24 protein-coding genes are annotated in these 26,418 nt (G+C 64.3%); 11 read left to right on the top strand and 13 right to left on the bottom strand.

Annotation, left to right across the window (positions count from 1 at the left end; all coding sequences use genetic code 11):
• Window positions 1-37: 37 nt before the first annotated feature.
• Window positions 38-976, top strand: coding sequence for a CobD/CbiB family protein (locus BCA01S_RS07795; protein ID WP_020069336.1), 939 nt, complete (start codon window positions 38-40; stop codon window positions 974-976).
• A 178-nt stretch (window positions 977-1,154) separates the two neighbouring features.
• On the opposite strand, the gene BCA01S_RS07800 is transcribed toward BCA01S_RS07795, so the two are convergent.
• The 3 genes from BCA01S_RS07800 to BCA01S_RS07810 are packed head-to-tail and all read right to left on the bottom strand — an operon-like array spanning window position 1,155 to window position 3,725.
• On the bottom strand, window positions 1,155-1,475 hold the full coding sequence (locus BCA01S_RS07800; protein WP_027776444.1) for a putative signal transducing protein: 321 nt from the start codon (window positions 1,473-1,475) through the stop codon (window positions 1,155-1,157).
• 1 nt (window position 1,476) lies between these two features.
• Complete coding sequence (rsgA, locus tag BCA01S_RS07805) at window positions 1,477-2,469, bottom strand: ribosome small subunit-dependent GTPase A (protein ID WP_027776445.1); 993 nt, start codon at window positions 2,467-2,469, stop codon at window positions 1,477-1,479.
• On the bottom strand, window positions 2,466-3,725 hold the full coding sequence (locus BCA01S_RS07810; protein WP_027776446.1) for a M48 family metallopeptidase: 1,260 nt from the start codon (window positions 3,723-3,725) through the stop codon (window positions 2,466-2,468). The genes rsgA and BCA01S_RS07810 overlap by 4 nt, the downstream gene beginning before the upstream one ends.
• A 144-nt stretch (window positions 3,726-3,869) precedes the next feature.
• On the opposite strand from BCA01S_RS07810, the gene orn reads away from it, so the two are divergent.
• On the top strand, window positions 3,870-4,481 hold the full coding sequence (gene orn / locus BCA01S_RS07815) for an oligoribonuclease (protein ID WP_027776447.1): 612 nt from the start codon (window positions 3,870-3,872) through the stop codon (window positions 4,479-4,481).
• A gap of 1 nt (window position 4,482) precedes the next feature.
• Here the strand turns inward: orn and mog are convergent, their stop codons facing one another.
• Window positions 4,483-5,139: a molybdopterin adenylyltransferase gene (mog, locus tag BCA01S_RS07820; RefSeq protein WP_042318229.1), complete on the bottom strand. Its 657-nt coding sequence runs from the start codon at window positions 5,137-5,139 to the stop codon at window positions 4,483-4,485.
• Window positions 5,120-5,731 carry a ribosome biogenesis factor YjgA gene (gene yjgA, locus BCA01S_RS07825; protein ID WP_027776449.1) on the bottom strand — a complete coding sequence of 204 codons (612 nt, stop codon included), beginning with the start codon at window positions 5,729-5,731 and terminating at the stop codon, window positions 5,120-5,122. The genes mog and yjgA overlap by 20 nt, the downstream gene beginning before the upstream one ends.
• A 254-nt stretch (window positions 5,732-5,985) precedes the next feature.
• Between yjgA and pmbA the strand changes: the two genes are divergently transcribed.
• Window positions 5,986-7,356 (top strand): metalloprotease PmbA, encoded by a 1,371-nt coding sequence (pmbA, locus tag BCA01S_RS07830; protein WP_020069344.1) that lies wholly within the window; start codon window positions 5,986-5,988, stop codon window positions 7,354-7,356.
• Window positions 7,357-7,455: 99 nt separating this feature from the next.
• Here the strand turns inward: pmbA and BCA01S_RS07835 are convergent, their stop codons facing one another.
• Entirely contained in the window at window positions 7,456-7,980 is a 525-nt protein-coding gene (locus BCA01S_RS07835; protein WP_027776450.1) for a dihydrofolate reductase, read from the bottom strand.
• Between the two features lie 694 nt (window positions 7,981-8,674).
• On the opposite strand from BCA01S_RS07835, the gene BCA01S_RS07840 reads away from it, so the two are divergent.
• Together BCA01S_RS07840 and BCA01S_RS07845 are read left to right on the top strand one after the other, a co-directional pair.
• On the top strand, window positions 8,675-10,069 hold the full coding sequence (locus tag BCA01S_RS07840) for a sigma-54 dependent transcriptional regulator (protein WP_020069346.1): 1,395 nt from the start codon (window positions 8,675-8,677) through the stop codon (window positions 10,067-10,069).
• A gap of 232 nt (window positions 10,070-10,301) precedes the next feature.
• Window positions 10,302-11,273, top strand: coding sequence for a thymidylate synthase (locus tag BCA01S_RS07845; protein ID WP_027776451.1), 972 nt, complete (start codon window positions 10,302-10,304; stop codon window positions 11,271-11,273).
• Between the two features lie 88 nt (window positions 11,274-11,361).
• Here the strand turns inward: BCA01S_RS07845 and BCA01S_RS07850 are convergent, their stop codons facing one another.
• Window positions 11,362-13,848, bottom strand: coding sequence for a DUF6600 domain-containing protein (locus tag BCA01S_RS07850; RefSeq protein WP_027776452.1), 2,487 nt, complete (start codon window positions 13,846-13,848; stop codon window positions 11,362-11,364).
• A gap of 151 nt (window positions 13,849-13,999) precedes the next feature.
• A complete protein-coding gene (locus tag BCA01S_RS07855) occupies window positions 14,000-14,713 on the bottom strand; it encodes an ArsR/SmtB family transcription factor (protein ID WP_027776453.1) in 714 nt (237 codons plus the stop codon).
• A gap of 177 nt (window positions 14,714-14,890) precedes the next feature.
• On the opposite strand from BCA01S_RS07855, the gene BCA01S_RS38450 reads away from it, so the two are divergent.
• The 4 genes from BCA01S_RS38450 (at window position 14,891) to BCA01S_RS07875 (ending at window position 18,469) form a co-directional block, all read left to right on the top strand.
• A complete protein-coding gene (locus BCA01S_RS38450) occupies window positions 14,891-15,034 on the top strand; it encodes a hypothetical protein (protein ID WP_167455740.1) in 144 nt (47 codons plus the stop codon).
• 211 nt (window positions 15,035-15,245) lie between these two features.
• The gene (locus BCA01S_RS07865; RefSeq protein ID WP_027776454.1) at window positions 15,246-16,553 is read left to right on the top strand and encodes an MFS transporter; all 1,308 of its coding nucleotides are present in this window, start codon (window positions 15,246-15,248) and stop codon (window positions 16,551-16,553) included.
• On the top strand, window positions 16,553-17,740 hold the full coding sequence (locus tag BCA01S_RS34665; RefSeq protein ID WP_042318231.1) for a GlxA family transcriptional regulator: 1,188 nt from the start codon (window positions 16,553-16,555) through the stop codon (window positions 17,738-17,740). The genes BCA01S_RS07865 and BCA01S_RS34665 overlap by 1 nt, the downstream gene beginning before the upstream one ends.
• Window positions 17,741-17,962: 222 nt before the next feature.
• Window positions 17,963-18,469, top strand: coding sequence for an acyl-CoA thioesterase (locus BCA01S_RS07875; RefSeq protein WP_020069353.1), 507 nt, complete (start codon window positions 17,963-17,965; stop codon window positions 18,467-18,469).
• Between the two features lie 174 nt (window positions 18,470-18,643).
• Here BCA01S_RS07875 and fumC read toward each other — a convergent pair whose 3' ends face one another.
• From fumC to BCA01S_RS07900, 5 genes are all read right to left on the bottom strand, one after another.
• Window positions 18,644-20,044 carry a class II fumarate hydratase gene (gene fumC, locus BCA01S_RS07880; protein ID WP_027776455.1) on the bottom strand — a complete coding sequence of 467 codons (1,401 nt, stop codon included), beginning with the start codon at window positions 20,042-20,044 and terminating at the stop codon, window positions 18,644-18,646.
• Between the two features lie 15 nt (window positions 20,045-20,059).
• Window positions 20,060-21,709 carry a phospholipase D family protein gene (locus BCA01S_RS07885; protein WP_027776456.1) on the bottom strand — a complete coding sequence of 550 codons (1,650 nt, stop codon included), beginning with the start codon at window positions 21,707-21,709 and terminating at the stop codon, window positions 20,060-20,062.
• A 157-nt stretch (window positions 21,710-21,866) separates the two neighbouring features.
• Window positions 21,867-22,826, bottom strand: coding sequence for a ketopantoate/pantoate/pantothenate transporter PanS (gene panS, locus BCA01S_RS07890; RefSeq protein ID WP_027776457.1), 960 nt, complete (start codon window positions 22,824-22,826; stop codon window positions 21,867-21,869).
• 482 nt (window positions 22,827-23,308) lie between these two features.
• On the bottom strand, window positions 23,309-24,721 hold the full coding sequence (locus BCA01S_RS07895; protein ID WP_027776458.1) for an MATE family efflux transporter: 1,413 nt from the start codon (window positions 24,719-24,721) through the stop codon (window positions 23,309-23,311).
• A gap of 321 nt (window positions 24,722-25,042) precedes the next feature.
• On the bottom strand, window positions 25,043-25,261 hold the full coding sequence (locus tag BCA01S_RS07900) for an RNA-binding S4 domain-containing protein (protein ID WP_011489423.1): 219 nt from the start codon (window positions 25,259-25,261) through the stop codon (window positions 25,043-25,045).
• Window positions 25,262-25,572: 311 nt separating this feature from the next.
• On the opposite strand from BCA01S_RS07900, the gene BCA01S_RS07905 reads away from it, so the two are divergent.
• Complete coding sequence (locus BCA01S_RS07905; protein ID WP_027776459.1) at window positions 25,573-26,037, top strand: hypothetical protein; 465 nt, start codon at window positions 25,573-25,575, stop codon at window positions 26,035-26,037.
• Window positions 26,038-26,117: 80 nt separating this feature from the next.
• On the top strand, window positions 26,118-26,399 hold the full coding sequence (locus BCA01S_RS07910; RefSeq protein ID WP_020069359.1) for a hypothetical protein: 282 nt from the start codon (window positions 26,118-26,120) through the stop codon (window positions 26,397-26,399).
• Window positions 26,400-26,418 lie beyond the last annotated feature (19 nt).

The following is a 26,418-nucleotide window of genomic DNA, read 5'->3' on the forward strand; positions in this document are numbered from 1 at the left end:
GAAACAATCGTAAAACTCGAAAAGCACGGCGCATCGCATGACTTTTTTTTCCGTATTGCTGGCTCTGATCATTGAACAGGTGCGCGCACTGTCGCCGAACAATCCGGTATCCGCGCTGCTTCAATACCATGCGGAGTCGGCGGCGCACGGATTCGATGCGGGCAAGCCCAAGCACGGCCTTCTTGCGTGGCTCGTCGTAGTGGTCCCGTGGACGCTCGTCGTCGCGCTCGTCTACTACGTTCTGTACAACATCCATTTCGCGCTGGCGTTCCTGTGGAACGTCGCGGTGCTGTACTTCACGCTGGGCTTTCGCCAGTTCAGCCATTACTTTACGGACATTCATCTCGCGCTCAATAACGACGATGTGCCGCGCGCCCGTGAAATTCTCAACGAATGGACCGGCCTCGACACGCTAGACATGCCGGTCAGCGAGATCGTGCGCCATACGCTGATTCACGCAGTCGTCGCGTCGCATCGCCACGTTTTCGGCGTTTTCTTCTGGTTCCTGATTCCGGTCGGGCCGGCGGGCGCGGTGCTGTATCGCATCGCCGAATATCTCTCGCGTACATGGGCGCGTCCGGTCGACGACCGTACCATCGCGTTTTCAAGTTTCGCGCAGCGCGCATTTTTCGTGATCGACTGGGTGCCGGCGCGGCTGACGTCGCTGGGCTTTGCGATTGTCGGAAATTTCGAAGACGCGATCTATGCATGGCGTAACCATGCGCGTCAGTGGCCGGATGCGAATGACGGCGTGTTGCTGGCCGCCGGCAGTGGCGCGCTCGGTGCGCGTCTGAGCGGACCGCTCGCGGAGCCGTCGAGTCTCGACGCGCTCGCCACCGGCGACGGCGGTCCCATGCAAGTCGGCGACGATTGCACGCCGCGCACGCTGCAGTCGGCCGTCGGGCTGGTGTGGCGCGCAGTCGTACTGTGGATGATCCTGTTGCTCATGCTGACAATCGCCGTGTGGCTCGCTTGATCTCACGCGTATGCGAACGTAAGAAAGCCGGGTTACCCCGGCTTTTTTTACGTCCTTCTCCGGCTCATGGCGCTTCGAGAGCGATGGTCCGCTGAGGGCAGAACATCGATCACGTCGCGTCAGTCTGAACAGCATCGCATGAAGCGCATCAGCTCGTGTCGTACTGTGAAGGCGCGAATCACCCGTCCAACGGATCGCGCGCGGTACCGCACTGCCAGCACACGGTGAATTGCGCTTCGAGCCTCTCACCGCACTGGCGGCACTGCCAGCCAGGCGCGCCCGCCGCTGGACCTTGCGACGCGGCATCGATCAAGCGACGCGCTATGGTCTCGTCGCGGTCGTCTACGAGCCAGAGCTCAGGCGCGCATTGATCGGCGGGAATATCGCCGAGCGCGCCGTTCAGGTAGCGGTTGTGCAACTCGCACGCAATGCCGGCCGCGGCCAGCACATTGACCCAATGCTGTCCGATGATCAGGTTCGGCGCGCGCATCAGCCTCATGTCAGCGTACGACCTGACTGGCTTCGTGCACGAGTTGCGCGTATAACGCATGGCGTTCGCGGCGGATACGGCCATCGGCGACCGCCTCGAGGATCGCGCAGCCCGGCTCTTGCAGGTGATGGCAGTTGTAAAAGCGGCAATTGGGCAAGAGCGGCCGGAACTCCGGAAACGCGCGTTCGAGCCGGCCTTCGGTCAGATGATGCAGGCCGAATTCCTGGAAGCCCGGCGAGTCGATCAGTGCGCCGCCTTCGCCATCCACGCGGCGAGTGTCGCGCGCGATGTCCGCTGTGTCATTGCGGGCGAAATTCGGCAGCGGATATAGACGCGTGAACGTCGTCGTATGGCGGCCGCTGTTCAACGCCGTTGAGATCTCGCGCGTGGCAACTTCGGCGTCCGGAATCAGCAGATTCACGAGCGTGGACTTGCCCATGCCGGACTGGCCGAGCAATAGCGTCGAATGACCGCGCAAGTGTTCGATCAACGCGGTGCGAGCGGCCTCGGGTTGCGCCTTGATCGACACTTCCACGACTGTGTAGCCGAGCGCGCGATACGGCTCCAGCCGTTTGCGGGCGCCTTCGAGCGCATCGGTCACGTCGATCTTGTTCAGCACGATCAACGGTTTCAGTTCGTTGGCTTCCGCTGCGACGAGCGCCCGGCCGAGCAGGTCTTCGCTGAAATGCGGCTCTGTCGCGAGCACGATCAGCAACTGGTCGAGATTCGCGGCGAACAATTTCGACTTGTACTGATCCGAACGATAGAGCAGATTGCGCCGCTCGCCGATTTCGACGATCACGCCCTGGTCCGCGGAAGTGGGCTCGTAGATCACGCGGTCGCCCACTGCGACTTCGCTGCGCTTGCCGCGTGGGAAGCATTGGAGCATCGGGCCGCCGTCTTCTGGCGCTACCAGATAGTGGCGGCCATGCGCGGCCACCACGAGGCCGCCTACGCGCGTGCTGGACGGCGCGCGCGGCGCTTTCTGAGGGCGGCCGCTCATGCGTGACGCAACAGTCGGTCGATCCGCTGCGACGCAGGCGGATGCGAGTAATAGAACGCGGTGTAGAGCGGATCGGGCGTCAGCGTGGACGCATTGTCTTCATACAGCTTGACGAGGGCGTTGACGAGGTCTTGCGCGTGGGTTTGCGTGGCGGCGAATGCATCGGCCTCGAACTCATGCTTGCGCGACGTGAGACTGCCGAGCGGCGTCACGAAGAACACGAACACAGGCAGTGCAAGGAAGAACAGCACGAGCGCGAGTCCGCTATTACCGCCGACTAGCGACGGCCGCACGCCCAGCCCTTCGTAGAACCACACGCACTGCGTGAGCCAGCCGAGCAAGGCGAGCATGGCGAGGCTGAGCGCGAACGTGACCAGCATCCGCTTGATCACGTGACGGCGCTTGAAATGGCCGAGTTCGTGCGCGAGCACGGCTTCGATCTCGCTGCCCGACAGGCGCGCAAGCAGCGTGTCGAAGAACACGATTCGCTTGGCCGCGCCGAAGCCGGTGAAATACGCGTTGCCGTGCGCGGAGCGGCGGCTGCCGTCCATGACGAAGAGCCCTTTGGCCGCGAAGCCGCAGCGTTTCATCAGCGCCTCGATGCGGCTTTTCAGCGCTTCGTCCTTGAGCGGTTCGAACTTGTTGAAAAGCGGTGCGATAAACGACGGGTACAGCACCAGCACGAGCATCTGGAAGACGACCCAGACGATCCACGTCCACAGCCACCAGAAGCTGCCCGCCTGGTTCATCAGCCACAGTACGACGAACAGCAACGGCAGACCGAACGCGGCGCCGAGCAACACGCCCTTCAACCGGTCGACGATGAAAATGCGCTTGCTCATCCGGTTAAAGCCGAAGCGTTGCTCGATGACGAATTGCCGGAAGTAATCGAATGGCAGGTCGATCGCGCTGGTAATCGCGATCACGGCCGCGACCAGTGCGATCTGGCCGACGTAGCCGCGGCCGAGCCAGTCCGTGATCGCGAGATCGAGTGCCTGCACGCCGCCGAGCAGTGTCAGGCCGATCAGCACGGCGGCGCCGACGACGATTTCGATCATCGTGAGACGCGTGCGCTCGACGGTGTAGTCGGCGGCGCGCTGGTGCGCACTCAGCGCGATGGTGCCGGCAAACTGGCTCGGCACCTGCTCGCGATGGCCGGCGACGAAGCGGATTTGCCGCGACGCGAGCCAGAGTTTGGTGCCGACCATCGCCACGACGGCGACGACGAACAGAACGGTGAAGTACAGGGTAGGCATCCGTGGATTCCGTGGTATCTATGCGAGAATTATATGTTTCTTCCCGCCTCGCAGCGGGGACATGCTCAAACCATCTCAAACGACCAACCGCCGCGGCAACGGGGCTTCCCGCAAGCTTCCTGCCCGGCCATCAGGACTGCCTTCATGACCGACATTCCCGAATCCGCGCAACAGCTGCCGCTCGTGCGCAGCGACATGAATCTCATCTGGCTGGACATGGAAATGACCGGACTCGACCCGGATTCGGACCGCATCATCGAAATTGCGGTGGTGGTGACGAATTCGACACTCGACAGAATGGTCGAGGGCCCGGTTCTGGCGATTCATCAGAGCGACGAGACGCTCGCCAGGATGGACCAGTGGAATCAGAACACACACGGCCGGTCGGGACTGATCGACCGCGTGAAGGCATCTACGGTGAGCGAAGCCGAGGCCACCGAACAGATTCGCAATTTTCTCAGCGCACATGTGCCACCCGGCAAGTCGCCGATGTGCGGCAACTCGATCTGCCAGGACCGCCGCTTCATGGCGCGCTGGATGCCGGAACTGGAGAGCTTCTTCCATTACCGCAATCTCGACGTCAGCACGCTCAAGGAGCTGTGCCGACGCTGGCAGCCGGCAATCTACAAGGGTTTTCAGAAGCGCGCGCTGCACACGGCGCTTGCCGACATTCACGAGTCGATCGACGAACTGAAGTACTACCGGGAGCACTTCCTGATTCCGCCGACGCCGGACGCCTCCCTCAACGCGGAATAAGCTAAGCCTGACGAGGGGCGCGCACCGCGCTCTTCGGCCGGAACGCCTTCACCACTTCCGCATTGGTCTCCACGTACGGCCCACCGATCAGATCGATGCAGTAGGGGACCGCCGCAAAGATGCCGGGCACTGTCACCGTGCCGCTGGCGTCGGCGTCGGCATCGCGCAGGCCTCCCAGCGTTTCCTTGATCGACTTCGGCTGACCCGGCAGGTTGATGATCAGCGCCGCGTGATCCGCCGTCTCGCGGATCACCGCGACCTGGCGCGACAGGATTGCGGTCGGCACGAAGTTCAGGCTGATCTGCCGCATCTGTTCGCCGAATCCCGGCATTTCCTTCGTAGCGACCGCGAGCGTGGCTTCGGGCGTCACGTCGCGCCGCGACGGGCCAGTGCCGCCCGTGGTCAGCACGAGATCGCAGCCGACTTCGTCAACAAGTTCCGTGAGCGTTGCCGAGATGGTCGATGCGTCGTCCTGAATGAGGCGCGTGACCACCTGCCACGGCGAACTCAACGCGGCGCCGAGCCAATCCTGCAACGCCGGAATGCCTTTGTCTTCGTAGACGCCGGTGGATGCGCGATCGCTGATCGACACGAGGCCGATCAGGATCTCGTCGGGGTGATTGCGCTTCAGCTTGGTGTCAGGCGTCGCGGTCGTCATCGTCGTCTTCCAGAGCGTCGTCGGCATCGGAATCGGTCGCTGCTGCGGGGCCGTCCGCGTTCTTGATCCACTGGAACAACTCGCGGAAGTAACGCGGCGGCTTGTTCTGCTCGGCTTCCTTGCGGGCGTTGCGGATCAGCGTGCGGCCTTGCTGCGGATCGGCATTCGGATGCTGGCGGATGAAATCGGTCAGCGCGGCGTCGTCGGCAAGCAGTTTTTCGCGAGTGCGCTCGATCCAGTGCAGCTTGGCCGTTTCCGCCTTGTTGACACCGTTATAAGTGTCGAGCGCGGTGCGCAGCGCGGCGGTTTCCTCGTCCAGCAACGAGCGCATCACGCGCCCGACGTACTGCACCTGACGGCGCTTGCCTTCGTGATCGGTGATGCGGCGCGCCTCGCGCACGGCGTCGTCGAGCTTTTCCGGCATCGGCATGCGCTTAAGCGCGTCTTTGGGCAGCGCGATCAGCGCCGCGCCGAGTTCCTGCAGCTCGTGCATTTCGCGCTTGAGCTGCGACTTGCTCGGACGGTCATAGCCGTTTTCGTCGACTTCCGGCTCGGCGGATTCGATGGGTTGAATGCGGGTTTTGCGTGTCATGCCGATATTGTAGCGTGCCAGGCCCGACGAACCGGCTGCGCAGCCGTGCACGGCAGCGGCCATTGCCCGAAGCGAGCAGCGAATGCCAGGTGCGGCAGCGCTTAGCTTGATATGATCGCGGGATGCGTTAGTGCGCTCGAACGCACGGCAAACGCAGACTGACGCGCATATGAGCAGCGCATATGGCGCACTGAACGGCGCGGCGTGTGCGAACACCCAAGGGCCGCTCGGCCCCGAACAGGACGGCAACGACAATGGCAGCAGACATGGACGTCAAGCAGCGCTTTTTTCCGCATACCCAGGATGAACTGAAGGAAATCGCCTCGGACATCCTTCGTCACGCGAAGTCGCTCGGCGGCACCGACGCGGCAACCGAAATTTCCGAAGGCGACGGCCTGTCCGTCTCCGTGCGGCGCGGCGAAGTCGAGACGATCGAACATAACCGCGACAAGATGGTCGGCGTGACCGTGTTCATCGGCAACAAGCGCGGCAACGCGAGTACTTCCGACTTCTCGTCACAAGCGCTAAAGGACACGGTCGCGGCCGCGTACAACATTGCCCGCTTCACGGCGGAAGACGATTGTGCGGGGCTCGCCGAAGCAGAGTTGCTCGAGACCGAGCCGCGCGACCTCGATCTCTATCATCCGTGGAATCTGTCCGCCGACGAAGCCGTGGAAATCGCCCGTCGCGCGGAAGACGCCGCGTTCGCCACCGATCCGCAAATCAAGAACTCCGAAGGCGCGAGCGTGTCGGCGCAGCACTCGCAGTTCGTGCTTGCCACGTCGCGCGGTTTCCTCGCCGGCTATCCGTACTCGCGTCACTACATCGCCTGCGCGCCGATTGCCGGCAGCGGCCGCAACATGCAGCGCGACGACTGGTACACGTCTACGCGTAGCGCGGAGCAACTGGCCGACCCCGAAGCGGTCGGTCGTTACGCGGCGCAGCGCGCGCTTGCGCGCATCGGCGCGCGTGGTCTCGACACGCGCAAGGTGCCGGTGCTGTTCGAAGCACCGCTCGCCGCGGGTCTGCTCGGTGCGTTCGTACAGGCTACGAGTGGCGGCGCGCTGTATCGCAAGACGTCGTTTCTCGTCGATAGTCTCGGCAAGCCTGTGTTCGCGCCGCATGTGCAGATCGTCGAAGATCCGCACGTGCCGCGCGCCATGGGCAGCGCGCCGTTCGACGAAGAAGGCGTGCGAACGCGGCAGCGTTCGGTGGTGAAAGACGGCGTCGTGGAAGGCTATTTCCTTTCGACCTATTCGGCGCGCAAGCTGGGCATGCAGACTACCGGCAACGCGGGCGGCTCGCACAACCTGTCGCTGCTCAGCTCGAACACGCGTGCGGAAGACGACTTCGAAGAAATGCTCAGGAAGCTCGGTACAGGGCTGCTGCTGACCGAACTGATGGGTCAGGGTGTCAATTACGTGACGGGCGACTATTCGCGCGGCGCGTCCGGCTTCTGGGTCGAGAACGGCAAGATCCAGTATCCGGTCGAGGAAATCACCGTCGCGAGCACCTTGCAGGAGATGTTCCGCCATGTCGTAGCGATCGGCGCGGACACGATCACTCGGGGCACCAAGCAGACCGGCTCGGTGCTCATCGAACGGATGACGATCGCCGGACAGTAAGCGGTTTCCCAGCGTTGTAGCGGTACAGACGAAAACGCCACGCAGTTTGCGTGGCGTTCTGCTTTTCGGCGTGCTTCGTTCCGCTTTTGTCAGCGCGCTTCACTGCGCTCGGGGCGCCTCACGTCCCCGGCTTTTGCGCTTGTATGTGACGAACGCGTAGTCGAAATCGTTCGGTGCATGCGCGCGATGCGTTTCGTGTGCGACTTCTTCCCACTCGTTCGGATCGACCGCCGGGAACGTCGCGTCGCCGTCGAAATCGGCGGAAATTTCCGTGACGATCATCTTGTCTGCAAGACGCAGCCCTTCCACATACAACTGAGCACCGCCGATCAGAAACGCTTCGGGCGCCTGGTCCTGCGCGGCGAGCTTGAGTGCTTCGTCGAGCGTGGTGGCCGCGTCGCAACCCTGAAAACGCCGAGCGACATCGCGAGTCACGACAATGTTGCGGCGTCCCGGCAACGGCCTGCCGATCGACTCATGCGTTTTGCGGCCCATGATGATGGGCGCGCCCATGGTGGTCCGCTTGAAAAAAGCGAGGTCTTCGGGGAGTCGCCAGGGCAACTGGTTGTCGCGGCCGATCACGCCATTATTGGCGCGAGCAACGATCAGGGTGAGCGTCGTCATCGAATGGAAGAGGGAACATAACCTGCCTGATTCTACCTGACGCACACGTTCCGGCCGCCGCTCTGGCGGGGTCCATCGAGCGGCGACGCCCATTGGCACCGGCCGAAAAAATCCCGCTCACTGCGACATCGACTGAATCCGCACGCAATAAAAGCCGATTGGGTAGTGCGTCTTCGTATACATAGTGATTGGCGCACATCTCGGACCGCTCGCAAACCATTGGTGCATTGGTGAACAACGTTCCCGTCACCAATCAGATAAAGTAGTGGCACAGGAAACTTTGCGGGTTGAACCCGCCAGAAGAAAATACCTATTAGATCCTAATTGAAACGGTACGATCTACCTGGATTCCTATGTATGAGAAAAGCGCTTCCACATCTCGTAATTCGTAAGTTGATTACTTATTTATCGGCGCGGGCGCCTTGCTGGGCAAGGGCGGCCGGATTAAATTCGCATAATTGTTTTCCAAGCCGCGCGCGTATAGTAAGCTCTCGGAAAGAGCTTCAATTTTAAAAAAGCCCGCTAACGGGCCGTCTCAAACACACACGCCGCTTTCTGGGGATCAGCTGTCCGCACGGAATGGAATGGCCGTTCGGTTTTTGCTATTTGCGAATCCCGAATGTGCCAGCGTGTCTGAATTGCGGTTCAGGTGCGTGCATCATCCTTAACGTTCGTTGACGAGAGGATCTGAATAATGGAACCCGCAACGCGGCAACTGATTTACGTTTCGCGAGAGCCAAGCGCGGAACTGAACACCCGCTTCCACCAGCGTGGCTGGAATGTTGAAGTGGTGGGATCGGCGCGCGACGCGCGCCGGGCCGTACGCGCCGGTTCGGCAGCGGGTGGCCTGCTCGATTTATCGAGCCATTTCCAGCCGCATGAAATTGCAGCATTCGAATCCTGCCTGACCATGCCGAACGTCGGCTGGGTCGCCGCGACCATGCCTGGGCAACTCCAGGACGCAGCGCTGCGCCGTCTGGTACGCGACTATTGTTTCGACTATGTGACCGTCCCTTACTCCGGCGACCGGATCGTCGATTCCGTCGGTCACGCATACGGCATGATCTCGCTCGGCGAACCCGCTTCGAACGATGCATCGCAGGGCGCCGAAGGTGAAATGGTCGGGTCGTGCGACGCAATGCTGGCGCTGTTCCGCTCCATCCGCAAAGTCGCGATGACTGACGCGCCGGTCTTTATCTCGGGCGAGTCAGGCACGGGCAAGGAGCTGACAGCCGTTGCGATTCACGAGCGCTCGGCGCGACGCAACGCGCCGTTCGTACCGATCAACTGCGGCGCGATTCCGCCGCATCTGCTGCAGTCCGAACTGTTCGGCTATGAACGCGGCGCGTTCACCGGTGCGAATCAGCGCAAGATCGGCCGCGTGGAAGCGGCCAACGGCGGCACGCTTTTCCTCGACGAAATCGGCGATCTGCCGCTCGAAAGTCAGGCGAGCCTGCTGCGTTTCCTTCAGGAGCGCAAAGTCGAGCGGCTGGGCGGCCATAGCGCGATCGACGTCGACGTGCGGATCATTTCCGCAACGCACGTGGATATGACCGCTGCCATGATCGAAGGACGTTTCCGCTCGGACCTGTATCACCGCCTGTGCGTGCTGCAAATCGACGAACCGCCGCTGCGCGCGCGCGGCAAAGACATCGAACTGCTCGCGCGCCACATGCTGGAGCGTTTCAAGAAAGACGCGAGCCGGCGCCTGCGCGGTTTCGCACCCGACGCAATCGCCGCTTTGCACAACTACGGCTGGCCGGGCAACGTGCGTGAGCTCATCAACCGCGTGCGTCGTGCAATTGTGATGTCCGAAGGGCGCGCGATCACGGCGCGCGATCTCGAACTCGCCGAGTACGTGGAGATCGTGCCGGTGTCGCTCGCTCAGGCGCGCGAAGCGGCCGAGCGCCAGGCGATCGAGCTTGCACTGTTGCGTCATCGTGGACGTCTCGGCGACGCAGCCCAGGAACTCGGTATTTCGCGTGTCACGCTGTACCGGCTGCTGTGCTCGCACGGCATGCGTCATATGGAAAGCGAGCCGCTGGCGTCGCCGCACGGCACGTTGCCCGCATCGGTGCCGCATCTCTGAGATGCGGCCGCACGCAACGGTTGTGAGCTGGCCGCTCCGCAGCGGCCTGTAGACCGGACGGGCCGTGACGCGTCGGCCGCGTCGTAGTTTCGCGCCGGGCTCGTCGTACCAGGCCGCCTTCCTTCCATAGTACCTCGCAAGCGGTCGGCGCCCGCCGGCCGCGCTTGGTAAAATCGGGTTTTCCGCTCAATCTCGCGGCGCACCGCTTCCGGACCGCGTCGAAGGAACCCGCATGAAACAATACCTGGACCTCGTCCGCACGATTCTCGACACTGGCACGTGGCAGGAGAATCGCACCGGCATCCGTACCATCAGCATGCCGGGCGCCATGTTGCGCTTCGATCTTCAGCAGGGTTTCCCGGCGGTCACGACGAAAAAGCTGGCATTCAAGTCGGCCGTGGGCGAACTGGTCGGTTTCCTGCGCGCGTCGCGCAGCGCGGCCGATTTTCGCGACCTCGGCTGCAAGGTGTGGGACGCGAACGCCAACCAGAATCCGCAATGGCTTGCCAATCCGTATCGCGAGGGCCCCGACGACCTGGGCGACGTGTACGGCGTGCAGTGGCGGCAGTGGCCGGCCTACAAGGTGCTCGACGCCAGTGCGAGCGCGCAGCTTGCGGATGCGACCGCGCGCGGTTTCCAGCTGATCACTGAATTCGACGATAACGGCAGCCGCAAGGTGCTGCTGTACAAGGCGATCGATCAATTGCGTCAATGCCTCGACACCATCATGCAGAATCCGTCGGACCGGCGAATCCTGTTTCATGCGTGGAATCCTGCGGTTCTGGATCAGATCGCGTTGCCCGCGTGCCATCTGCTCTACCAGTTCCTGCCGAACGTGGCGCGGCGCGAAATCTCGCTGTGCCTGTACATCCGCAGCAATGATGTCGGGCTCGGCACGCCGTTCAATCTGACCGAAGGCGCCGCCCTGCTGCATCTGGTGGGACGCCTGACCGGCTACACGCCGCGGTGGTTCACGTACTTCATCGGCGACGCGCATATCTACGAGAATCAGCTGGACATGCTGAAGCAGCAGCTCACGCGCGAGCCCTATGAAAGCCCCAAGCTCGTCATTTCCGAGCGCGTGCCGGACTACGCGAAGACCCACGTGTACGAACCGGAATGGCTGGAAAAGATCGAGCCTTCGGATTTCTCGCTGGTCGGCTACCGGCATCACGAGCCGCTCACGGCGCCCATGGCTGTCTGACGCGCCTGACAAAAAAAAGCCTCCGCGATTCGCATCGCGGAGGCTTTTTGTTTTGTGCCGACGACAGACCGCTTGTAGCGAAGGGCGCTTAGCCCTTGTGATGCTCGTCGTGGCCGCCGGCGGAGCGCTGCTCACCGTGCTGCTGCGGCTCAGGACGCGGCTGCTGCACTTGCTGCGGATGAAACTCCTGACGCGGCGCCTGCTGGGCTTGCGGTTGCGGTCGCGGCTCAGGGCGAGGGTGCTGCGCCTGCTGCGGGTGGAACTCCTGACGCGGTGCCTGCTGAGCGTGTGGTTGCGGACGTGGTTCAGGACGCGGCTGCTGTTGGACCTGCGGCCGCTCGACCGCTTCGGCGTGCTGCGCGGGCTGCCGTTGATCTTGCGCCCCATGCGGCTGTTGCCCCATCGCCGGATTTTCCACGGGGCGCGGCACCTCGCGTGACTGCATCGCTGGGTTCCGCTGACCTCCTGGCTGCTGCGACCACTCCGGCCTTGGCGTCTGCGCCTCTTCACCGCCTCGCTGACGACCCTGCTGCGCTTGCTGGGCCATAGGCGTATGCGGCTGCGTCCAGGCCGGCTGCTGACGCCCATCCGCAGCAACTGACTGGCCTTGCTGCGGAGCCGGTTGCTGTGCCACTCCCCGCTGTTGTGCCACGCCCGGGTTGCCGCCGTTCGCCTGCGGTGGCCGCGGCACGCCGTTCGGCGGGGCACCTGCTGCGCCCACCTGCTGCCCATTCCACCGCAAGGGCATGCCGGGACGCTCCGGCTGTGCGCCCGCGCGCCCCGGCTGAACTGCGACAGGCGCGTCGCCTGGCCGGCGCCCAGCCTGCGGCCCGTTGTTCTGTGCCTGGCCCGTGGCGCTCGGCGCGGGCTGCCCGCCGGTCGCCGGCTGAAGAACCGGCGCTCCCGCCGCCGCCCCTGGCATTCGTCCCGGAAGATGCGACTGGACGACCCGCACGTTCTGCACCGGCAACGCACCGGGCCCACCCGACATGTGCGCCGGGACCGACGTCCGAACGATCGGCTGCCCGGCGCCCGGCACGCGTCCACCGCTTTGGGCGAAACGCTGCGCAAGGCCATCGCGGTAGGCGGGCGGCATCGACGGACTACGCGTCGCGACGACTGGACGCGTCATCACCCCCGCCGGCGGCCGGTAATTGGCGTTGCGCTGACCGGACCTGTAACTCTCGCGCACCGGCGCGATGCCGGGGGCGCCCGGGTTGATCCGCGCATTGCGCCACTGCGCGGGATCCACCTTCTGCGCAAAGCGCCCCACAGGCTGTCCATGCACGAAAGCCGTCGCCGGAACCGCCGTCACAGCACGCGGCGCCCGGTAGTTGACGTACGTGTTGTGAATGTTGGTGATATTGCGGTTGTAGTTGTTGATGACTGTCGTCTGATTGACGCGTTCGTAGTAGCGCGGGCTCCAGTGATCGTGGTCGCCCCAGTGCGGATGCCACCGTTCGCCTGGCCCGAGTGGGAACCACGCGACGCCCGCGGCCACCGCACCGCCAATCGCAAGGTTCACACCCCAGTCGACGCCACCGCCTCCGCCACCGCCGCCGACGAAAGCCACCAGCGCCGGCGCATAGACCGGCGGCGCGCTGACCACGACCGGGCCCGGGACCCATGCCCAGGAGTCGTCGACGTAGGCCCAGCGCCCGTAGTGATACGGCGCGAAGCCCCACGGTGCGTCGTCGACCCAGGTCCAGCCCCAAGGCGCCTGCCATACCCAATGTCCGTCGTGGTACGGCGCCCAGCCGGCGGGGGTCGCGCGCGGCACCCAGACCTCGCCGTACTGCGGGCTGCTGCGCCACGTACCGTTGGCATCCAGATCCTGATAACCGGGGATTTCGCGCGACACATAGCGCGCCGATACCGAGCGGTTTTCGGCAGCGTCGCGGCTCGCGGCCCATTGGTCGAAGCCGTCGAGGCTGGGTGCGCCATTGTCGGCAAGCGTTTGCAAAGAAGTGCTGGCAAAGCGGATCTGCTGGCCGGCCGTGATCGGCACCTGTGCGCCGTCGCCATAAGCCGTCGCACTGCCGTTGCGAACGGTGACGGTGGTGCTGCTGCCGTCCGGCGCGACGTCGACGCGGTAGTCGCCCGGGCCGTTCAAGCCGAGCGCGAGATTCGGCGTGTCGATTTCATACGACGACCCCGCCGGCAGTTCCCGCACATGCGCCGACAACGTCCCTTGCGCAACCTTCAACTGCGCGCTGTTGTCGTCGAGACCGAGGATATCGAGGCTCGTCGACTGGCCGAGACGCACCGCGGTCGAGCCGATATGCAGCTCGGAACGCGCGTTCTGATCGTTCCACAACTGGTCGCGGGTGGTGAGCGGCCGGTTGATCTGCGCGTACGACCAGTCGGTGGCGCCGGCGGGTTCGGTGGTCACGGTTCCGGCCGTGTAGTTCAGCCGCGCGACGCGTCCGGGCGGATCGCTCTCCGTAGCGACGCCCTGCAGCGGCGCGGCTTGCTGCGCGAGCGCGGCCTGCGCGGCGAACAGGAAGGCGGCTGCGGCGATCAGCGAGTAGCCGATGGTGCGACGGGTTGACGATGGTGACGTCGTGGTTCTCATGATTGTTCTCCGACGGACGATGCACGTGCAGCATCCGTGAACCACTGTACCCGCGCCGTTTGTTTCAAGACGCCCACTTTTGTAAAGCCTCGTGGCGACTGGTAACAAAAGGTCTCTAACAGATCGCATCGGCTTTGAGCCCGCTCATTACTCACTCGGCCAGGAAGGCATCGAAATGCCGATGTCCGGCCGGCGTGACGCGCAAGATCCGCGGCCGTTCCGTCCGTTCGACCCAGCCGTGCGCGGCCCACGAGTCGAGCAGCGCCGCCCCGAGCGCGCCGCCGAGGTGCGGTCGCCGTTCGCTCCAGTCCGGGCAGGTGCACGCAAAGCGGCGCCGGCGGCTGCGCTGCGCCGACAGGTCGATGCCCCAGTCGGAGAAGCGGGCGGCGCCCTCCGGTGTGGCTTCGAGCGACGCGCCGTTCGAAGCGAGCAGTCCGCGTCCGATGAGCCGCTCGAACACGCGTACGGACAACTCGCCGGCCATATGGTCGTAGCAGGTGCGTGCGTAGCGCATGTCGGTCGGCACGGTGCGCACGGGGCGCGGCACCGGACGCTGCGGCGCGCTGACTTGCGCGACGTTGGCGAGCGCTTCGATGGACGCCGCGATGTCGGCCGACGCAATGCGGAAATAACGATGCCGGCCGCGCACCTCGAGTGCGAGCAGGCCCCCCTCGGTCAGGCGCGCGAGATGAGCGCTGGCCGCCGACGGCGACAGTCCCGCGATCATCGTCAGTTCGCCGGCGGGGCGGGCGCTGCCGTCCATCAACGCCCACAACATGGCTGCGCGGCCGGGATCGGCGAGCAGCGCGCCAATGCGGCTCAGGCCCGGAAAATGATTGTGTTCGTCTGCGAGGCTGGCGGGCATAAGGCGTCTCCGTGTTCTGTCGGTCTTCGATGCGCGGGGCGCAACGTACGATGCAGCCACTTTACCTGGCAAATGCATTCGATGTTTCAGCCTGGCGTGAACCGTCGATTGCAGCCTGGCGCATGCGCCCGAAGCGCCAGGCTAGAATCGACACCTGTCTTTGCAGGAAACGCAGTCATGAAAACAGTTCTGGCCGTTGTCGTTTGCATTGTCTCGCTGGGCGCTTGTGCTCAAGGCGGCTCCGGCTCGGCATCGGGCGCGGGTAGCGGCAGCGTCACCATGTACGGCACGATCGACGAAGGCATCACCTTCCACAAATAAAGGCGTCGTCCGCTCGCAGCCCCTTTCGGCGAGCAGCGAATTGGCAGAAACTGATGCATCGTTGTCATTGCTGCCACGCGCAGTCATGTGACGATGTGGTTTTCGCCAAGTGAGCACTCGGCGGCTTAGCTCAGTCAGGCGACTTAAGGCCATGGCGACGAGTGAGGGCCGCTCGGGCCACATCGACCACCTTCGCCGCCGGGACCGATCCATGCCGCCTGCCGCACCAGCTTCGTCTTCACGATCCGCCGCCGCTTCAGTTGCCGGTTCCGCCGCCGTTTCCGCTTCCCCCGACGATTCCGCGGACCTGCGCGGCTCCGGCCCGCATGGACGTCGCGACGCGCGTGTGCTGGCCGTCTGCCAGGCGTTGTACACCTCGTCGGTGTCGATCGATCTCACGCTGACCGGCCTCGTCGGCTACACGCTCGCCGACGACAAGGCGCTAGCCACGCTGCCTTTCTCGCTGATCACGGTGACTGCGGCGCTCACGACGATCTTCGCGTCGTTTTTGATGGCTCGCATCGGCCGTCGCGCGGGTTTCGTGCTGGGCGCGAGCGTCGGCGCGCTGGGCGGCGCTGTGTCCGTGTGGGCGATCTTTCATCACGACTTCTGGGCGTTTTGCGCGGGGACCGCGACGGTCGGCGTATTCCAGGCGTTTGCGCAGTACTACCGGCTCGCCGCCGCCGACGCCGTCGGCCTCGAAGCCAAGAGTCGCGCAATTTCGACGGTTCTCACGGGCGGCGTGGTCGCGGCCGTCTGCGGCCCGCTTCTCGCCGCGTGGAGCAAAGACTGGCTCGCGCCGGTGGCGTTCGCGGGCTCTTACGCGCTCGTCACCGGACTTGGACTCGCGTCGATTGTTCTGTTGATGCTGCTTTATCGCGACATGGCGCCTGCGCCGGCCGTGGCCGGTACCCACGACGCCGCACGGCCGCTCGCGGAGATCGTGCGGCAGCCGATCTTCGCTGCGGCGCTCGCGAACAACGCGCTCGGCTATGCCGTGATGATGTTCGTCATGACCGCCACGCCGATCGCGGCGGTCGCGTGCGGGCACAGCATCGGCGACGGCGCGTCGATCATCCAGTGGCATCTGGTCGGCATGTTTGCACCGTCTCTGTTTTCGGCGCGGCTCATCAAGCGTTTCGGCGTGCTGCCGGTGATCGGCGCGGGCATTGCGCTCTCGGCACTATGCGGTGTCTTCGCATTGCGTTCGACCGATCTGCCGCACTTTTACGCCGCGCTCGCGTGTCTCGGCGTGGGCTGGAATTTCATGTTCGTGGGCGGCTCCACGCTGCTCGCGCAGTCGTACCGGCCGTCGGAACGGGCGAAGACGCAGGCCACCAGCGAATTCACGACGTTCGCGTTCTCCGCGCTCGGTTCGCTATTCGCGGGGCAACTACTGGCGCGCTTCGGCTGGGCGACGATCAACGCAGCGATCTTTCCGCTGCTTGCCGCAGCGGCGCTCGCCACGCTCGCCTATGCGCGGTCGTCCAGATGGCGCGCGATGGGAGGGGGCGCGTGATGAGCGTGCGTCATATCGTATTTGCCGTCGCACCCGATCTGGTCTTGCTCGACGCGTGCGGCCCGCTGGAAGCATTCTGGCGCGCCGAACTGACAATGGCCGCTGCGCAGGGTGCGAGCGATGGCGGTGGGCGGGCGCAGATGCCGGCGAACCCGTCCACGCATGCGCATCAGGGCGCACGTCCGCTCACGCCTGCGGATGCGTCCGTGCCCGCATCGACGCACCCGCCCGCCCGCCCGGTCGCCTATCGCACGACGGTCGCTTCAATCGACGGCGGCGTCTTGCAGACTTTTCCGGGCCTGCCGGTCGTGACCGAACGACTCGATTCACTCGACGCCGAGCCGATCGACACGCTGATCGTCCCCGGCGTTCCGGTCGATCAGCATTGCACGCTGCAGCCGGAACTCGTCGCGTGGATCAGGCGCAATGCGCCGCGCGCACGGCGCGTGTGCTCGGTATGCACGGGCGCGTTCTATCTGGCGGCGGCCGGTCTGCTGGACGGCCGCCGCGCGACCACACACTGGCGCGATGCGCCGCATCTCGCGCGCCGCTTTCCCAATGTTCATGTCGATGCCGATCCGATCTTTATCCGCGACGCAGGCCCGCACGGCCGAGGTGACGGCGAACGCGTGGTCTGGACGTCGGCGGGCGTGACGGCTGGCATCGATCTCGCGCTTGCGCTGATCGAAGAAGACCTCGGCCACGCCGTCGCGATGCAAGCCGCGCGGCGCCTCGTCGTCTTCATGAAGCGGCCCGGCGGGCAGTCACAATTCAGCGCGGCGCTCGCGGCACAGGCGTCGGCGGGAGGGCCGTTCGAGGCCTTGCATAGCTGGATGGTCGCCCATTTGCGCGAGGACCTCACGGTCGAGCGACTCGCCGAGCACGCGCGTATGACGCCGCGGACCTTCGCGCGCCGCTACGTCGACGAGGTCGGGCGCACGCCGGCGAAAACCGTCTCCGCATTGCGTCTCGAAGCGGCTTCGCGGGCACTGGCCGAATCGCGCCGGCCGCTGAAGCGCATTGCGCTCGACTGCGGGTTCGGCAGCGAGCAGAATCTGCGGCGCGCGTTCGTGCGGCGCTTCGGCGTGCTCCCGCTCGAGTATCGTGAACGGTTCATGTCCGCGACCGCACCTGCGTCGGTGAACCATCGCGAGGCGCCCGTCCGCGCAGGCGACGACGTGCGCTGAACGACTGCGCGCCAAGCGACGTTCGAGCCGGAGGACAGGCCAGCGCCGCGGCACTTTACGAGCTTGCAGCGGCTACAGCGATGAACCGGCTGATCGGATTGCGCGCCGAAACCGGCTGCGCGCAAGGACGTTGCACGCATTTCCGCTCGATAGTGGCCACGCCGCCAATATTGCGCTCGTATAATCGCCTCCTTTCAATGCATCCGATTGACCGGAGTCAAGATGAGTAGCCATCTCTCAGCGCCGCTGGAACGTTCCGAAACCACGTTCCGCTTTCTCGCCGAACCCAGCTCGGTCAACTTCGGCGGCAAGGTGCACGGCGGCGCGCTGATGAAGTGGATCGACGAAACCGCATATGCGTGCGCGGCGGTGTGGTCGGGGCGTTATTGCGTGACGGTCAGCGTCGGCAATATCCGTTTCCGTCGACCGATTCTGGTAGGCAACCTCGTCGAATTGCGCGCGCGCGTGGTGGCGACAGGGCGCACCAGCATGCACATTCATGTGTCGGTGCAGGCCGGCGACCCGAAGGGCGGCGAGTTGCTGCAAACCACGGATTGTCTCGTCGTGATGGTCGCGGTCAATGAGAACGGGCACCCGGTGCAGGTGCCGTCGTTCGTGCCGGAAACCGACGAGCAGAAGCGCCTCGCGAAGTACGCGATGGACGTGAAGGAAGCGCTCGACGCGATCGTCGAACTGAAGCCGGAAGAAGTGGCGCAGGGCAAGGTTTGAACGACGCTTGCCGGCGTTCACTCGGGCGCTGGCAAAACTGCAGGCGACGATCCTTTGCCGCCTAGGCGCCCGCTTTCCCGTCCAGGCTAATCTGAATCAAACCCGCATTGAACAAACCGGGCGACTCACCACGAGTCGCCCAGCGGGTCAAGCGTAGGAGCGGGCAGGCGCCAATCAAGGCGCCGAATGGCCCACCATATCGCCCGGCCGCACCCATTCGTCGAACTGCTGCTCAGTGACATAGCCGAGCGCGAGCGCCGCGGCCTTCAGCGTGGTGCCCTCCTTGTGCGCCTTCTTCGCGATCTGCGCGGCCTTGTCGTAGCCGATGTGCGGATTGAGCGCCGTCACGAGCATCAGCGATTCGTTGAGCAGCGCGTCGATCCGCTCGCGGTTGGGCTCGATGCCGACCGCGCAGTTCTCGTTGAAACTCAGAGCGCCGTCGCTGAGCAGGCGGATGGATTGCAACACGTTGTGCGCGATCATTGGCCGGAATACGTTCAGCTCGAAGTTGCCGCTCGCGCCGCCGATGTTCACCGCGACGTCATTGCCGAACACTTGCGCGCACAGCATCGTCAAGGCTTCGGACTGCGTGGGATTGACCTTGCCCGGCATGATCGAGCTGCCCGGTTCGTTCTCCGGAATCGACAGTTCACCCAAGCCGCAGCGCGGACCGCTCGCGAGCCAGCGGATGTCGTTGGCGATCTTGTTCAGGCTCGCGGCCACCGTTTTGAGCGCGCCGTGCGCGAAGACGAGCGCATCGGCTGCGGCCATCACCTCGAATTTGTTGGGCGCGGAAACGAACGGCATGCCGGTGAGCTGCGCGATGGCAGCCGCGACCTTGCCGGCGAATTGCGGATGCGCGTTCAAACCGGTGCCGACAGCCGTGCCGCCCTGCGCGAGCTCGTACAGGTGCGGCAACGTTGATTCAACATGGCGGATGCCGTGGTCGAGCTGCGCGACATAGCCCGAGAACTCCTGGCCGAGCGTGAGCGGCGTTGCGTCCTGCAAGTGCGTGCGGCCGATCTTGACGATGCCGGCAAACGCCTTCGCCTTGCCGTCCAGCGTGTCGCGCAACGTCTTGAGCGCGGGCAGCAGATGCTTGACGATGCCATGCGCGGCGGCCACGTGCATGGCCGTCGGGAAGACGTCGTTCGACGACTGGCCGCGATTCACGTCGTCGTTCGGATGCACTTTGCGCGCTTCACCGCGCTCGCCGCCGAGCAGTTCGCTCGCGCGATTCGCGATCACTTCGTTCAGATTCATGTTGGTCTGCGTACCGGAGCCGGTTTGCCAGACCGCGAGCGGAAATTCTTCCGGATGCTTGCCTGCGATGATCTCGTCGGCCGCCTGCATGATCGCGTGCGCCTTCGTTTCGTCCAGCACGCCGAGGCCCAGGTTCACCTCGGCGGCGGCGCGCTTGATCACGGCGAGCGCGGTGATCAGTTCAGGCGATTGCTTCTCGGTGGAAATGCGGAAATTCTGCAACGAGCGCTGCGTCTGCGCGCCCCACAAATGAGCGTTCGGCACAGCGATTTCACCGAACGTGTCGCGCTCCATTCGTACGTCTTCAGTCATGGTTGAGCTCCGCTTTTAAAGTTCTGCGTTGACCGGCAATAGGGAGAATAGCCCCGTTAGCGCGTTCCGGTATAACCCTGCCTGCGGGTCGAAAATGTAGGTGCGGCGCGTGCCGTCTTCGACATCGGTCCACACGAGCGGGGACAGCGGCGCGCCGATCGAACGAAGATAGGCGAGCTGCGCGTCGTCGGCGAGCGTTACGCGGTAGCTCCGCTCGGGCGCCGTGGCGCTGCCGAAAATATCGGCGACCTGCGCAGCAAGTTGCGGGCTGTGGATCACGAGCGCGAGTTCGGTATTCAGATGCGCCGAGCGCGGATCGAGGTTCATCGAGCCGATCACCAGAATCCGGCGGTCGATCACATAAGTCTTCGCATGCAGACTGGCGCGCGAACGCGACCCGGTGATTCCCGCCGCGGGCGTATCCTGGCGCGGCTTGAACTCGTATAACTCGACGCCCTGTTGCAGGAGCGGCACGCGGAACGGACTGTAGCCCGCTTGCACCGCGACCGCGTCGGTGGCGGCGAGCGAATTCGTCAGGATCGCTACGCGCACGCCCCGATGCGTGAGTGCGCCAAGCGCCGTCACGCCGGCCTCGTGCGGAACGAAGTAGGGCGACACGGCGAGGAAATCCTTGTGCGCATCCTTCATGAGTTCGCCGAGCCGCTTCATCGGTGGACTGACGTAGTCTGGCGACGGGTTCTCGATCTTCTCCGGCTGATCCGCCTTGAACTCTGCGTGCGCCCAGGTCAGGCCGAGTTGCTTGCCCGCAATCTGCGTGGCGAGCGGCGTCGCGTTCAGGGGCTTCGCGTTGTATGGATCGGCGTTGGTGCGCCAGTGCTTGCGTAGGTCGTCGCGCGTCTGATCGAGTTCCTCGCGATCGAATTTCTGCTTGTTCAGCACGCCGAGCGGATACGCGACACTGCTGTTCCAGTAGTCGTCGAAGCTCGCCGAGACATCGGCGGTGATCGGGCCGGCGGCGAGCACGTCGATGTCGCGGAACTGCAGGACTTCGCTCGCGCTGAAGTATTCGTCGCCGAGATTGCGGCCGCCGACAATCGCCAACTGGTTGTCTGCGATCATCGCCTTGTTGTGCATGCGGCGCGTGAAGTGGCCGATCTGCGTGAAGACATTCGTAGTGCGCTCGAACACACCCTCACGCGCGCTACCGAACGGATTGAAGACGCGAATCTCGATGTTGTTGTGCGAGTTGAGCCCCGCCATGATGCGGTCGATGTCCTTGAAGTTCAGGTCGTCGACCAGCATGCGCACGCGCACGCCGTGATCCGCCGCGTACAGCGCCGCGCCGAGCAGCAGCTTGCCGGTGGTGTCCTCGTTCGCGATGTAGTACTGCATGTCGAGCGTTTTCGTCGCCGCGCGGGCGAGTGCGATGCGCATCTGCAGTGCGTCCGTGCCGCTCGAGAGCACACGAAAACCCGATTCCCCCGGATGAGCGGCTTCGAGCGGTTCAAGCGCCGCGCGAAGCGGCGTGTTTTCGGTCGGCGCCAACGCGTGAGTGACCGGGCGGTCGAACGCGGTGGCGGGAGGTTTGGTTGCGCACGCAGTCAGAAATGCCGATGTGCAGCACAGCAAGAAAAAATGTCTGGCGGAGCGGATTGCGCGCTTGCGTTGCGTCGCGGTCTGCTTTTGTTCTGTATGCCACTGCACGCTTTTTCCCCTTGTTGTTCAGGCTTTTCGTAACGGCAGCGCAGATGCTTCAGCCGCCCTGCCGAGAAATCCATTCTAAGGGGAATCGCTCCGCCGGACTGTGCACCGCGGCACCCCGGCGGCAAGCGGGACCGCGATGAGCGGTGGTTCGAAGCCGTCAGACGCGTTCGGTGTTGAGCCTGCGTTCGCCTTCGGCATAGGTCGAGCCCTTCGCCGGACGCCCTGCCCAATAGCCCGCGAGCAGCGATCCCGACAGGTTGTGCCAGACCGAGAACAGCGCGCCGGGCAACGCGGCAATTGGCGTGAAGTAAAGCTTGCCGAGCGTCGCGGCAAGGCCCGAGTTCTGCATGCCGACTTCAATCGCAAGCGTGCGGCAAACGGCTTCGTCGAAACCTAGCAGACGGCCGCCCCAATAGCCGCCGAGAAGGCCGATGCCGTTATGCAGCACCACCCCGAGCATCACCACGAGGCCGACGGACGCAATGCTCTTCTGCGTGCCGCCCACCACCGCGCCGATGATCAGCAGGATCGCTACCATCGAGACCAGCGGCAGCACTGGCTCGACCTTGCGAACCGTCTTGCCGAACAGGTGATTCACCACGAGGCCGACCACGATCGGCAGCGCGACGATTTGCAGGATGCTCATCAACATGCCGTGGACGTCGACGGCGATCGACGCATCCACGTAAAGGCGCGTGAGAAGCGGCGTCGCAAAGACACCGACGAGCGTGGACAACGCACTGATCGTCACCGACAGCGCGACGTCGCCGCGCGCCAGATAGATCATCACGTTCGACGCCGTGCCGCTTGCCACGCTGCCCACCAGCACCATGCCGGCGGTTAGATCGGGTGGCATGCGCAAGGCTTTCGCGATGACCCAGGCGGCGAGCGGCATCACGAGGTAATGCAGCACGATGCCTGCGATCACCGGCGCCGGCCGTGTAAAGACGCGCTGGAAGTCCGCGACGGACAGCGTGACGCCCATCGCCAGCATGATGATGGTCAGAAGCGTGGTGACGTGCGGCGCGATGCCGGTAAACGAAGCCGGCGAGAAATACGCTGCAACCGAGATGAGCACGGCCCAAACGGGAAAAAGACGGGTGATGCGGGCAAGCATGGGGCAAGGTCCTTGGTTATGTTTTATGGCGAGAAGCGGGGGTTGGTCGTTCGCAAGCGAGTGCAGCGCTGAAGGCGGCGACGCTCTGCCGGGCCCGGCGCTTCACGGACTGCAGCGAGTGCATGTGAGCGTGCCGCGTCGTATGTCGCGGTTGCTGCAGTTGTGTCGCAAGAGAACGGCAGGTTGTCAGCGGATGGTGGACCTGCCGGCGGCGCGGTCCTTTGTGAGGCGCGCAAGCGGAACTCCGGTGGATGGACGCGGGTTCGCGACACGCACCGAAGAAGTCATGCATTTTAACGTTGTGGGCGGCGGCTTGCTGGCTCTATGGTTGCGCGTACAACGGGTTTGCCGGGACGTTGTTTGCTGTGCCATTGTCCCTTTTGCGGCAAGACCGCCCGCCGGGCCCTAGCGGATTTCGCGTACCCAAGCGGACCTGTCACGCAGCACGCGTGTACCTGAAACGGCAAGTCGGTTACCCGCCTTCAAACCGATGCGGCAGGCGGCGCATCCGCCGCGACCGGCACGCGCCGCAAGCTTAGCTTGTGAAAGCGCAGCGTCATGAGCAGCGCGACGCTCGCGAGGCCGGCCGCGAGTCCCCACCATAAACCTCGAGCACCCAGCCCGGCATGAAAGGCGAGCGTATAGCCGGTCGGAAAACCGATCACCCAGTAGCCGAATGCCGCGGCGATCATTGGTATTCGCGTGTCTTTCAGACCACGCAGACAACCTGATCCGACCGTTTGCATGCCGTCGACAATCTGAAAAATCGCGGCCACGCCGAGGAGCGAACTTGCGAGCGTGACCGTCGCCGCATTGGCCGGGTCGTCCAGGTGCAGATAGAGGCCGACGATCCAATGCGGCGCGGCGATCAGCACGATTCCCGACAACGTCATGAAGCCGACGCCGAGTGCCAGCGCGACGAAGCCCGCGTGTCGCGCGGCGAGCGGCTGCCCGGCGCCGGACCAGAAGCCGACTCTCACATTGGCCGCCTGGCCGATCGCGAGCGGCACCATGAATGCCACTGACGCGACGTTCAGCGCGATCTGATGTGCGGCCAGTTGCGACTCGCCAAGCAGCCCGACCATCAGGCCGGTCGCGAGGAAGAGCGTCGATTCGACGCCGTAGGTGATCGCCACCGGCCAGCCGATACCGAACAGTTCGCCCATCAGCGGGACATTGGGGCGCGTGGCAACCACGAAATGGCGATAGCGCGGCCGCAGGTGCAAGAGCGCCATCAGCACGAGCGCGGTCAGCCAGACGGTGATGGACGTCGCGGCGGCCGAGCCGAGGAAGCCGAGCCGCGGCAGCCCGTAGGCGCCGTGAATCAGCCCGTAGTTGAGAAAGCCGTTCACGCCGACGCTGACCAGCGACACCCACAGCAGCCGCCGCGCCGCGCCGATCGCCGGCAGGAACGAGCGCATCAGACCGACGCCGATCAGACTGCCCAGCGCGCCCCAGCGCAGCACCGCCGCGTATTCGCCGACGTTATGCGCGAGCAGCGCCGGTTCGCCGAACGCAAGCAGGATGGGCGTCGCGAACGACAGCAAGGCGAACGCCGGCACCGACAGCAACACCGACAACACAAAACCGGTCCAGTAGATGTGCGGCACGCGGCTTTCGTCCTGCGCGCCGCGCGCATGCGAAACGCTCACGCTGACCGACGTCAGCACGCCCTGCAGCAGCGTCACGACCACGAAGAACAGATTGGCGCCCAGACCGCCGGCCGCGAGCGCGTCCGGTCCGAGAGAGCCGAGCAGGATCGTGTCGGTGACGCCCATCGCCATTTGCGACAGCTGCGCGATGGCGAGTGGCGCGGCGAGCCGCGCGGTGTCGGCGGCGTGGCGGGACAAGGTCGGCGGACGGGTGGCCACCCGGGTAAGGCCGGATTGAGTCATGGAGCGTGTGAAAGTTGACGGAATGACGCCGCCGTGACCGCTGGCGCCGGGCCCTGGAAGCACCGAAGGCAACGGAAGCGCGCTCTACAGGAGACGCGCAGGCTCGCGGTCGCATGGCCGCTCACGAGCCTCGTGATGACGCCGATCAAGGCGGCTCGCCACGGTTTCCCGGCGAGCCCACAGTCGGCGATGTCAGCGGGGCCGTTCGTCTAGCGAAACCGACAGCTTATTGCGTGACCGCTGCAAAGTCGATGGATGAAGCACATTTCTGGTGCGCGACTTTCCTGCGGAATCTCGTGGTTCGAGCGCGAGCGGGAGCCGTCAGGCTTCGTGGACCGCGATTCGCGTGTCGCCGAGCAGCACCACCTGTCCCGCGCGGATCTTGCACGTTTTACGCGTTTCGACGCGGCCGTCCACCGTGACGGCGCCGTCCGCCACCATCATTTTCGCCGAGCCGCCGCTGTCCGCGAGCCCCGTGATCTTCAGCAGATTGTGAAGTTCGACGTAGTCGCCGGTAAGCGTGAAATCGAGATTGGGCATGGGCTTTGCACCTTCAGGCAAGGGGTTCGCATCATAAAGCACAAGCTTGCCCCTAAGAAATCGCGTTGTCTCGCGCAGTGTTTCGCGAACGCATCGCAAGCAAATGCAAGCAGATGTTATCCGTTTGTCGGAAAGTGAAACGTTGCGTAACACCGGTCGTCACGACGGGACTTCACTCGTAAAGTGCATCTCAGCAGGAAAGCTTGCCGGATCTAGTTCGGCTATGAGCAGACCGGGAGGTCGTCCAGCGCGCCGCAGCGCGATGCGGGACGGTTCGACCCGGCCACAACAACTCTAGAGAGGAATTTGCCATGACCCAGATTCGTACGCTCCTGATCGGTACCGCCCTGACCGCATTCGCCGCCACGGCAGCTGTGGCGCAGACCACGCAGCCCGTTCAACCGGCTGCGGGCATGAATACCCAGGTACAGGTTCAAACGCCCGGCGCCGACGTCGCGCCGGCCGCTCCCGCCGCTCAAGGCGTGCAGCCGGTAACCCCGGCACCGACCCGCCTGACGGCCTCGGGCTCGCCCGATCCGCTCGTGCAAAAGCGCGAAGCCAACGCGAAGGCTAACGCGGAGTACCGCGCGTCGAAGAAGGCGTCGAAGGCCGAGCTGAAGGAACAGCAGAAGGCTGCCAAGTCCGAATACAAGGAGCAGGTGCGCGACGCGAAGATCAACAAGAAAGCGGACAAGCAGGCCGCTGACAACGAAATGAAGATGAACCTGCAAAGCCAGGCGGGCGCTCAGACCGACGGCGGCGAAGTTAAGCACTAATTGCAGGGGAGTCGCGGGCTTAAGTTAGCCCGCGGTGTCGAACCCGACTCGACCTGATGAGACTGTTAAGGAGGAATCGCATGAGCAACACTCGATTTACTAATTCCGCAAAATCCCCGACCGCGCGGCTTTGCGCACTGTTGATCGCGGGCTGCCTGTCGTCGGCCGCATTCGCGCAGGCAAGCGATCCGGCCGCGGCGCCGGTCACGCACGCCGATCAGAAGGCGGCGAAGCAGCAAGCCAAGGCAGACAAGAAGGCGGCTGTCGCGCAAGCCAAGGCCGACAAGGAAAAGACCGAAGCCCAAGCCGACGCCGACAAGGCGCACGCCGAGGCCACTCTGAAGGACGCGAAGAAGCAGTAGGTTCCTGCTTCCTGATGGG

The sequence above is a fragment of the Paraburkholderia caledonica NBRC 102488 genome, from assembly GCF_000685095.1.
Taxonomy (GTDB): Bacteria; Pseudomonadota; Gammaproteobacteria; order Burkholderiales; family Burkholderiaceae; genus Paraburkholderia; species Paraburkholderia caledonica.

What these genes read in the sequence shown, in the direction of transcription:
- yjgA (WP_027776449.1), bottom strand. Translation starts at nt 5,731, where the DNA reads ATGACACGCAAAACCCGCATTCAACCCATCGAATCCGCCGAGCCGGAA.
- fumC (WP_027776455.1), bottom strand. Translation starts at nt 20,044, where the DNA reads ATGACTGAAGACGTACGAATGGAGCGCGACACGTTCGGTGAAATCGCT.
- BCA01S_RS07840 (WP_020069346.1), top strand. Translation starts at nt 8,675, where the DNA reads ATGGAACCCGCAACGCGGCAACTGATTTACGTTTCGCGAGAGCCAAGC.
- BCA01S_RS07850 (WP_027776452.1), bottom strand. Translation starts at nt 13,848, where the DNA reads ATGAGAACCACGACGTCACCATCGTCAACCCGTCGCACCATCGGCTAC.
- mog (WP_042318229.1), bottom strand. Translation starts at nt 5,139, where the DNA reads ATGACGACCGCGACGCCTGACACCAAGCTGAAGCGCAATCACCCCGAC.
- BCA01S_RS07895 (WP_027776458.1), bottom strand. Translation starts at nt 24,721, where the DNA reads ATGACTCAATCCGGCCTTACCCGGGTGGCCACCCGTCCGCCGACCTTG.
- BCA01S_RS07845 (WP_027776451.1), top strand. Translation starts at nt 10,302, where the DNA reads ATGAAACAATACCTGGACCTCGTCCGCACGATTCTCGACACTGGCACG.
- panS (WP_027776457.1), bottom strand. Translation starts at nt 22,826, where the DNA reads ATGCTTGCCCGCATCACCCGTCTTTTTCCCGTTTGGGCCGTGCTCATC.
- orn (WP_027776447.1), top strand. Translation starts at nt 3,870, where the DNA reads ATGACCGACATTCCCGAATCCGCGCAACAGCTGCCGCTCGTGCGCAGC.
- BCA01S_RS38450 (WP_167455740.1), top strand. Translation starts at nt 14,891, where the DNA reads ATGAAAACAGTTCTGGCCGTTGTCGTTTGCATTGTCTCGCTGGGCGCT.
- pmbA (WP_020069344.1), top strand. Translation starts at nt 5,986, where the DNA reads ATGGCAGCAGACATGGACGTCAAGCAGCGCTTTTTTCCGCATACCCAG.
- BCA01S_RS07875 (WP_020069353.1), top strand. Translation starts at nt 17,963, where the DNA reads ATGAGTAGCCATCTCTCAGCGCCGCTGGAACGTTCCGAAACCACGTTC.
- BCA01S_RS07905 (WP_027776459.1), top strand. Translation starts at nt 25,573, where the DNA reads ATGACCCAGATTCGTACGCTCCTGATCGGTACCGCCCTGACCGCATTC.
- BCA01S_RS07800 (WP_027776444.1), bottom strand. Translation starts at nt 1,475, where the DNA reads ATGAGGCTGATGCGCGCGCCGAACCTGATCATCGGACAGCATTGGGTC.
- BCA01S_RS07865 (WP_027776454.1), top strand. Translation starts at nt 15,246, where the DNA reads ATGCCGCCTGCCGCACCAGCTTCGTCTTCACGATCCGCCGCCGCTTCA.
- BCA01S_RS07855 (WP_027776453.1), bottom strand. Translation starts at nt 14,713, where the DNA reads ATGCCCGCCAGCCTCGCAGACGAACACAATCATTTTCCGGGCCTGAGC.
- BCA01S_RS07810 (WP_027776446.1), bottom strand. Translation starts at nt 3,725, where the DNA reads ATGCCTACCCTGTACTTCACCGTTCTGTTCGTCGTCGCCGTCGTGGCG.
- BCA01S_RS07910 (WP_020069359.1), top strand. Translation starts at nt 26,118, where the DNA reads ATGAGCAACACTCGATTTACTAATTCCGCAAAATCCCCGACCGCGCGG.
- BCA01S_RS07835 (WP_027776450.1), bottom strand. Translation starts at nt 7,980, where the DNA reads ATGACGACGCTCACCCTGATCGTTGCTCGCGCCAATAATGGCGTGATC.
- rsgA (WP_027776445.1), bottom strand. Translation starts at nt 2,469, where the DNA reads ATGAGCGGCCGCCCTCAGAAAGCGCCGCGCGCGCCGTCCAGCACGCGC.
- BCA01S_RS07900 (WP_011489423.1), bottom strand. Translation starts at nt 25,261, where the DNA reads ATGCCCAATCTCGATTTCACGCTTACCGGCGACTACGTCGAACTTCAC.
- BCA01S_RS07795 (WP_020069336.1), top strand. Translation starts at nt 38, where the DNA reads ATGACTTTTTTTTCCGTATTGCTGGCTCTGATCATTGAACAGGTGCGC.
- BCA01S_RS34665 (WP_042318231.1), top strand. Translation starts at nt 16,553, where the DNA reads ATGAGCGTGCGTCATATCGTATTTGCCGTCGCACCCGATCTGGTCTTG.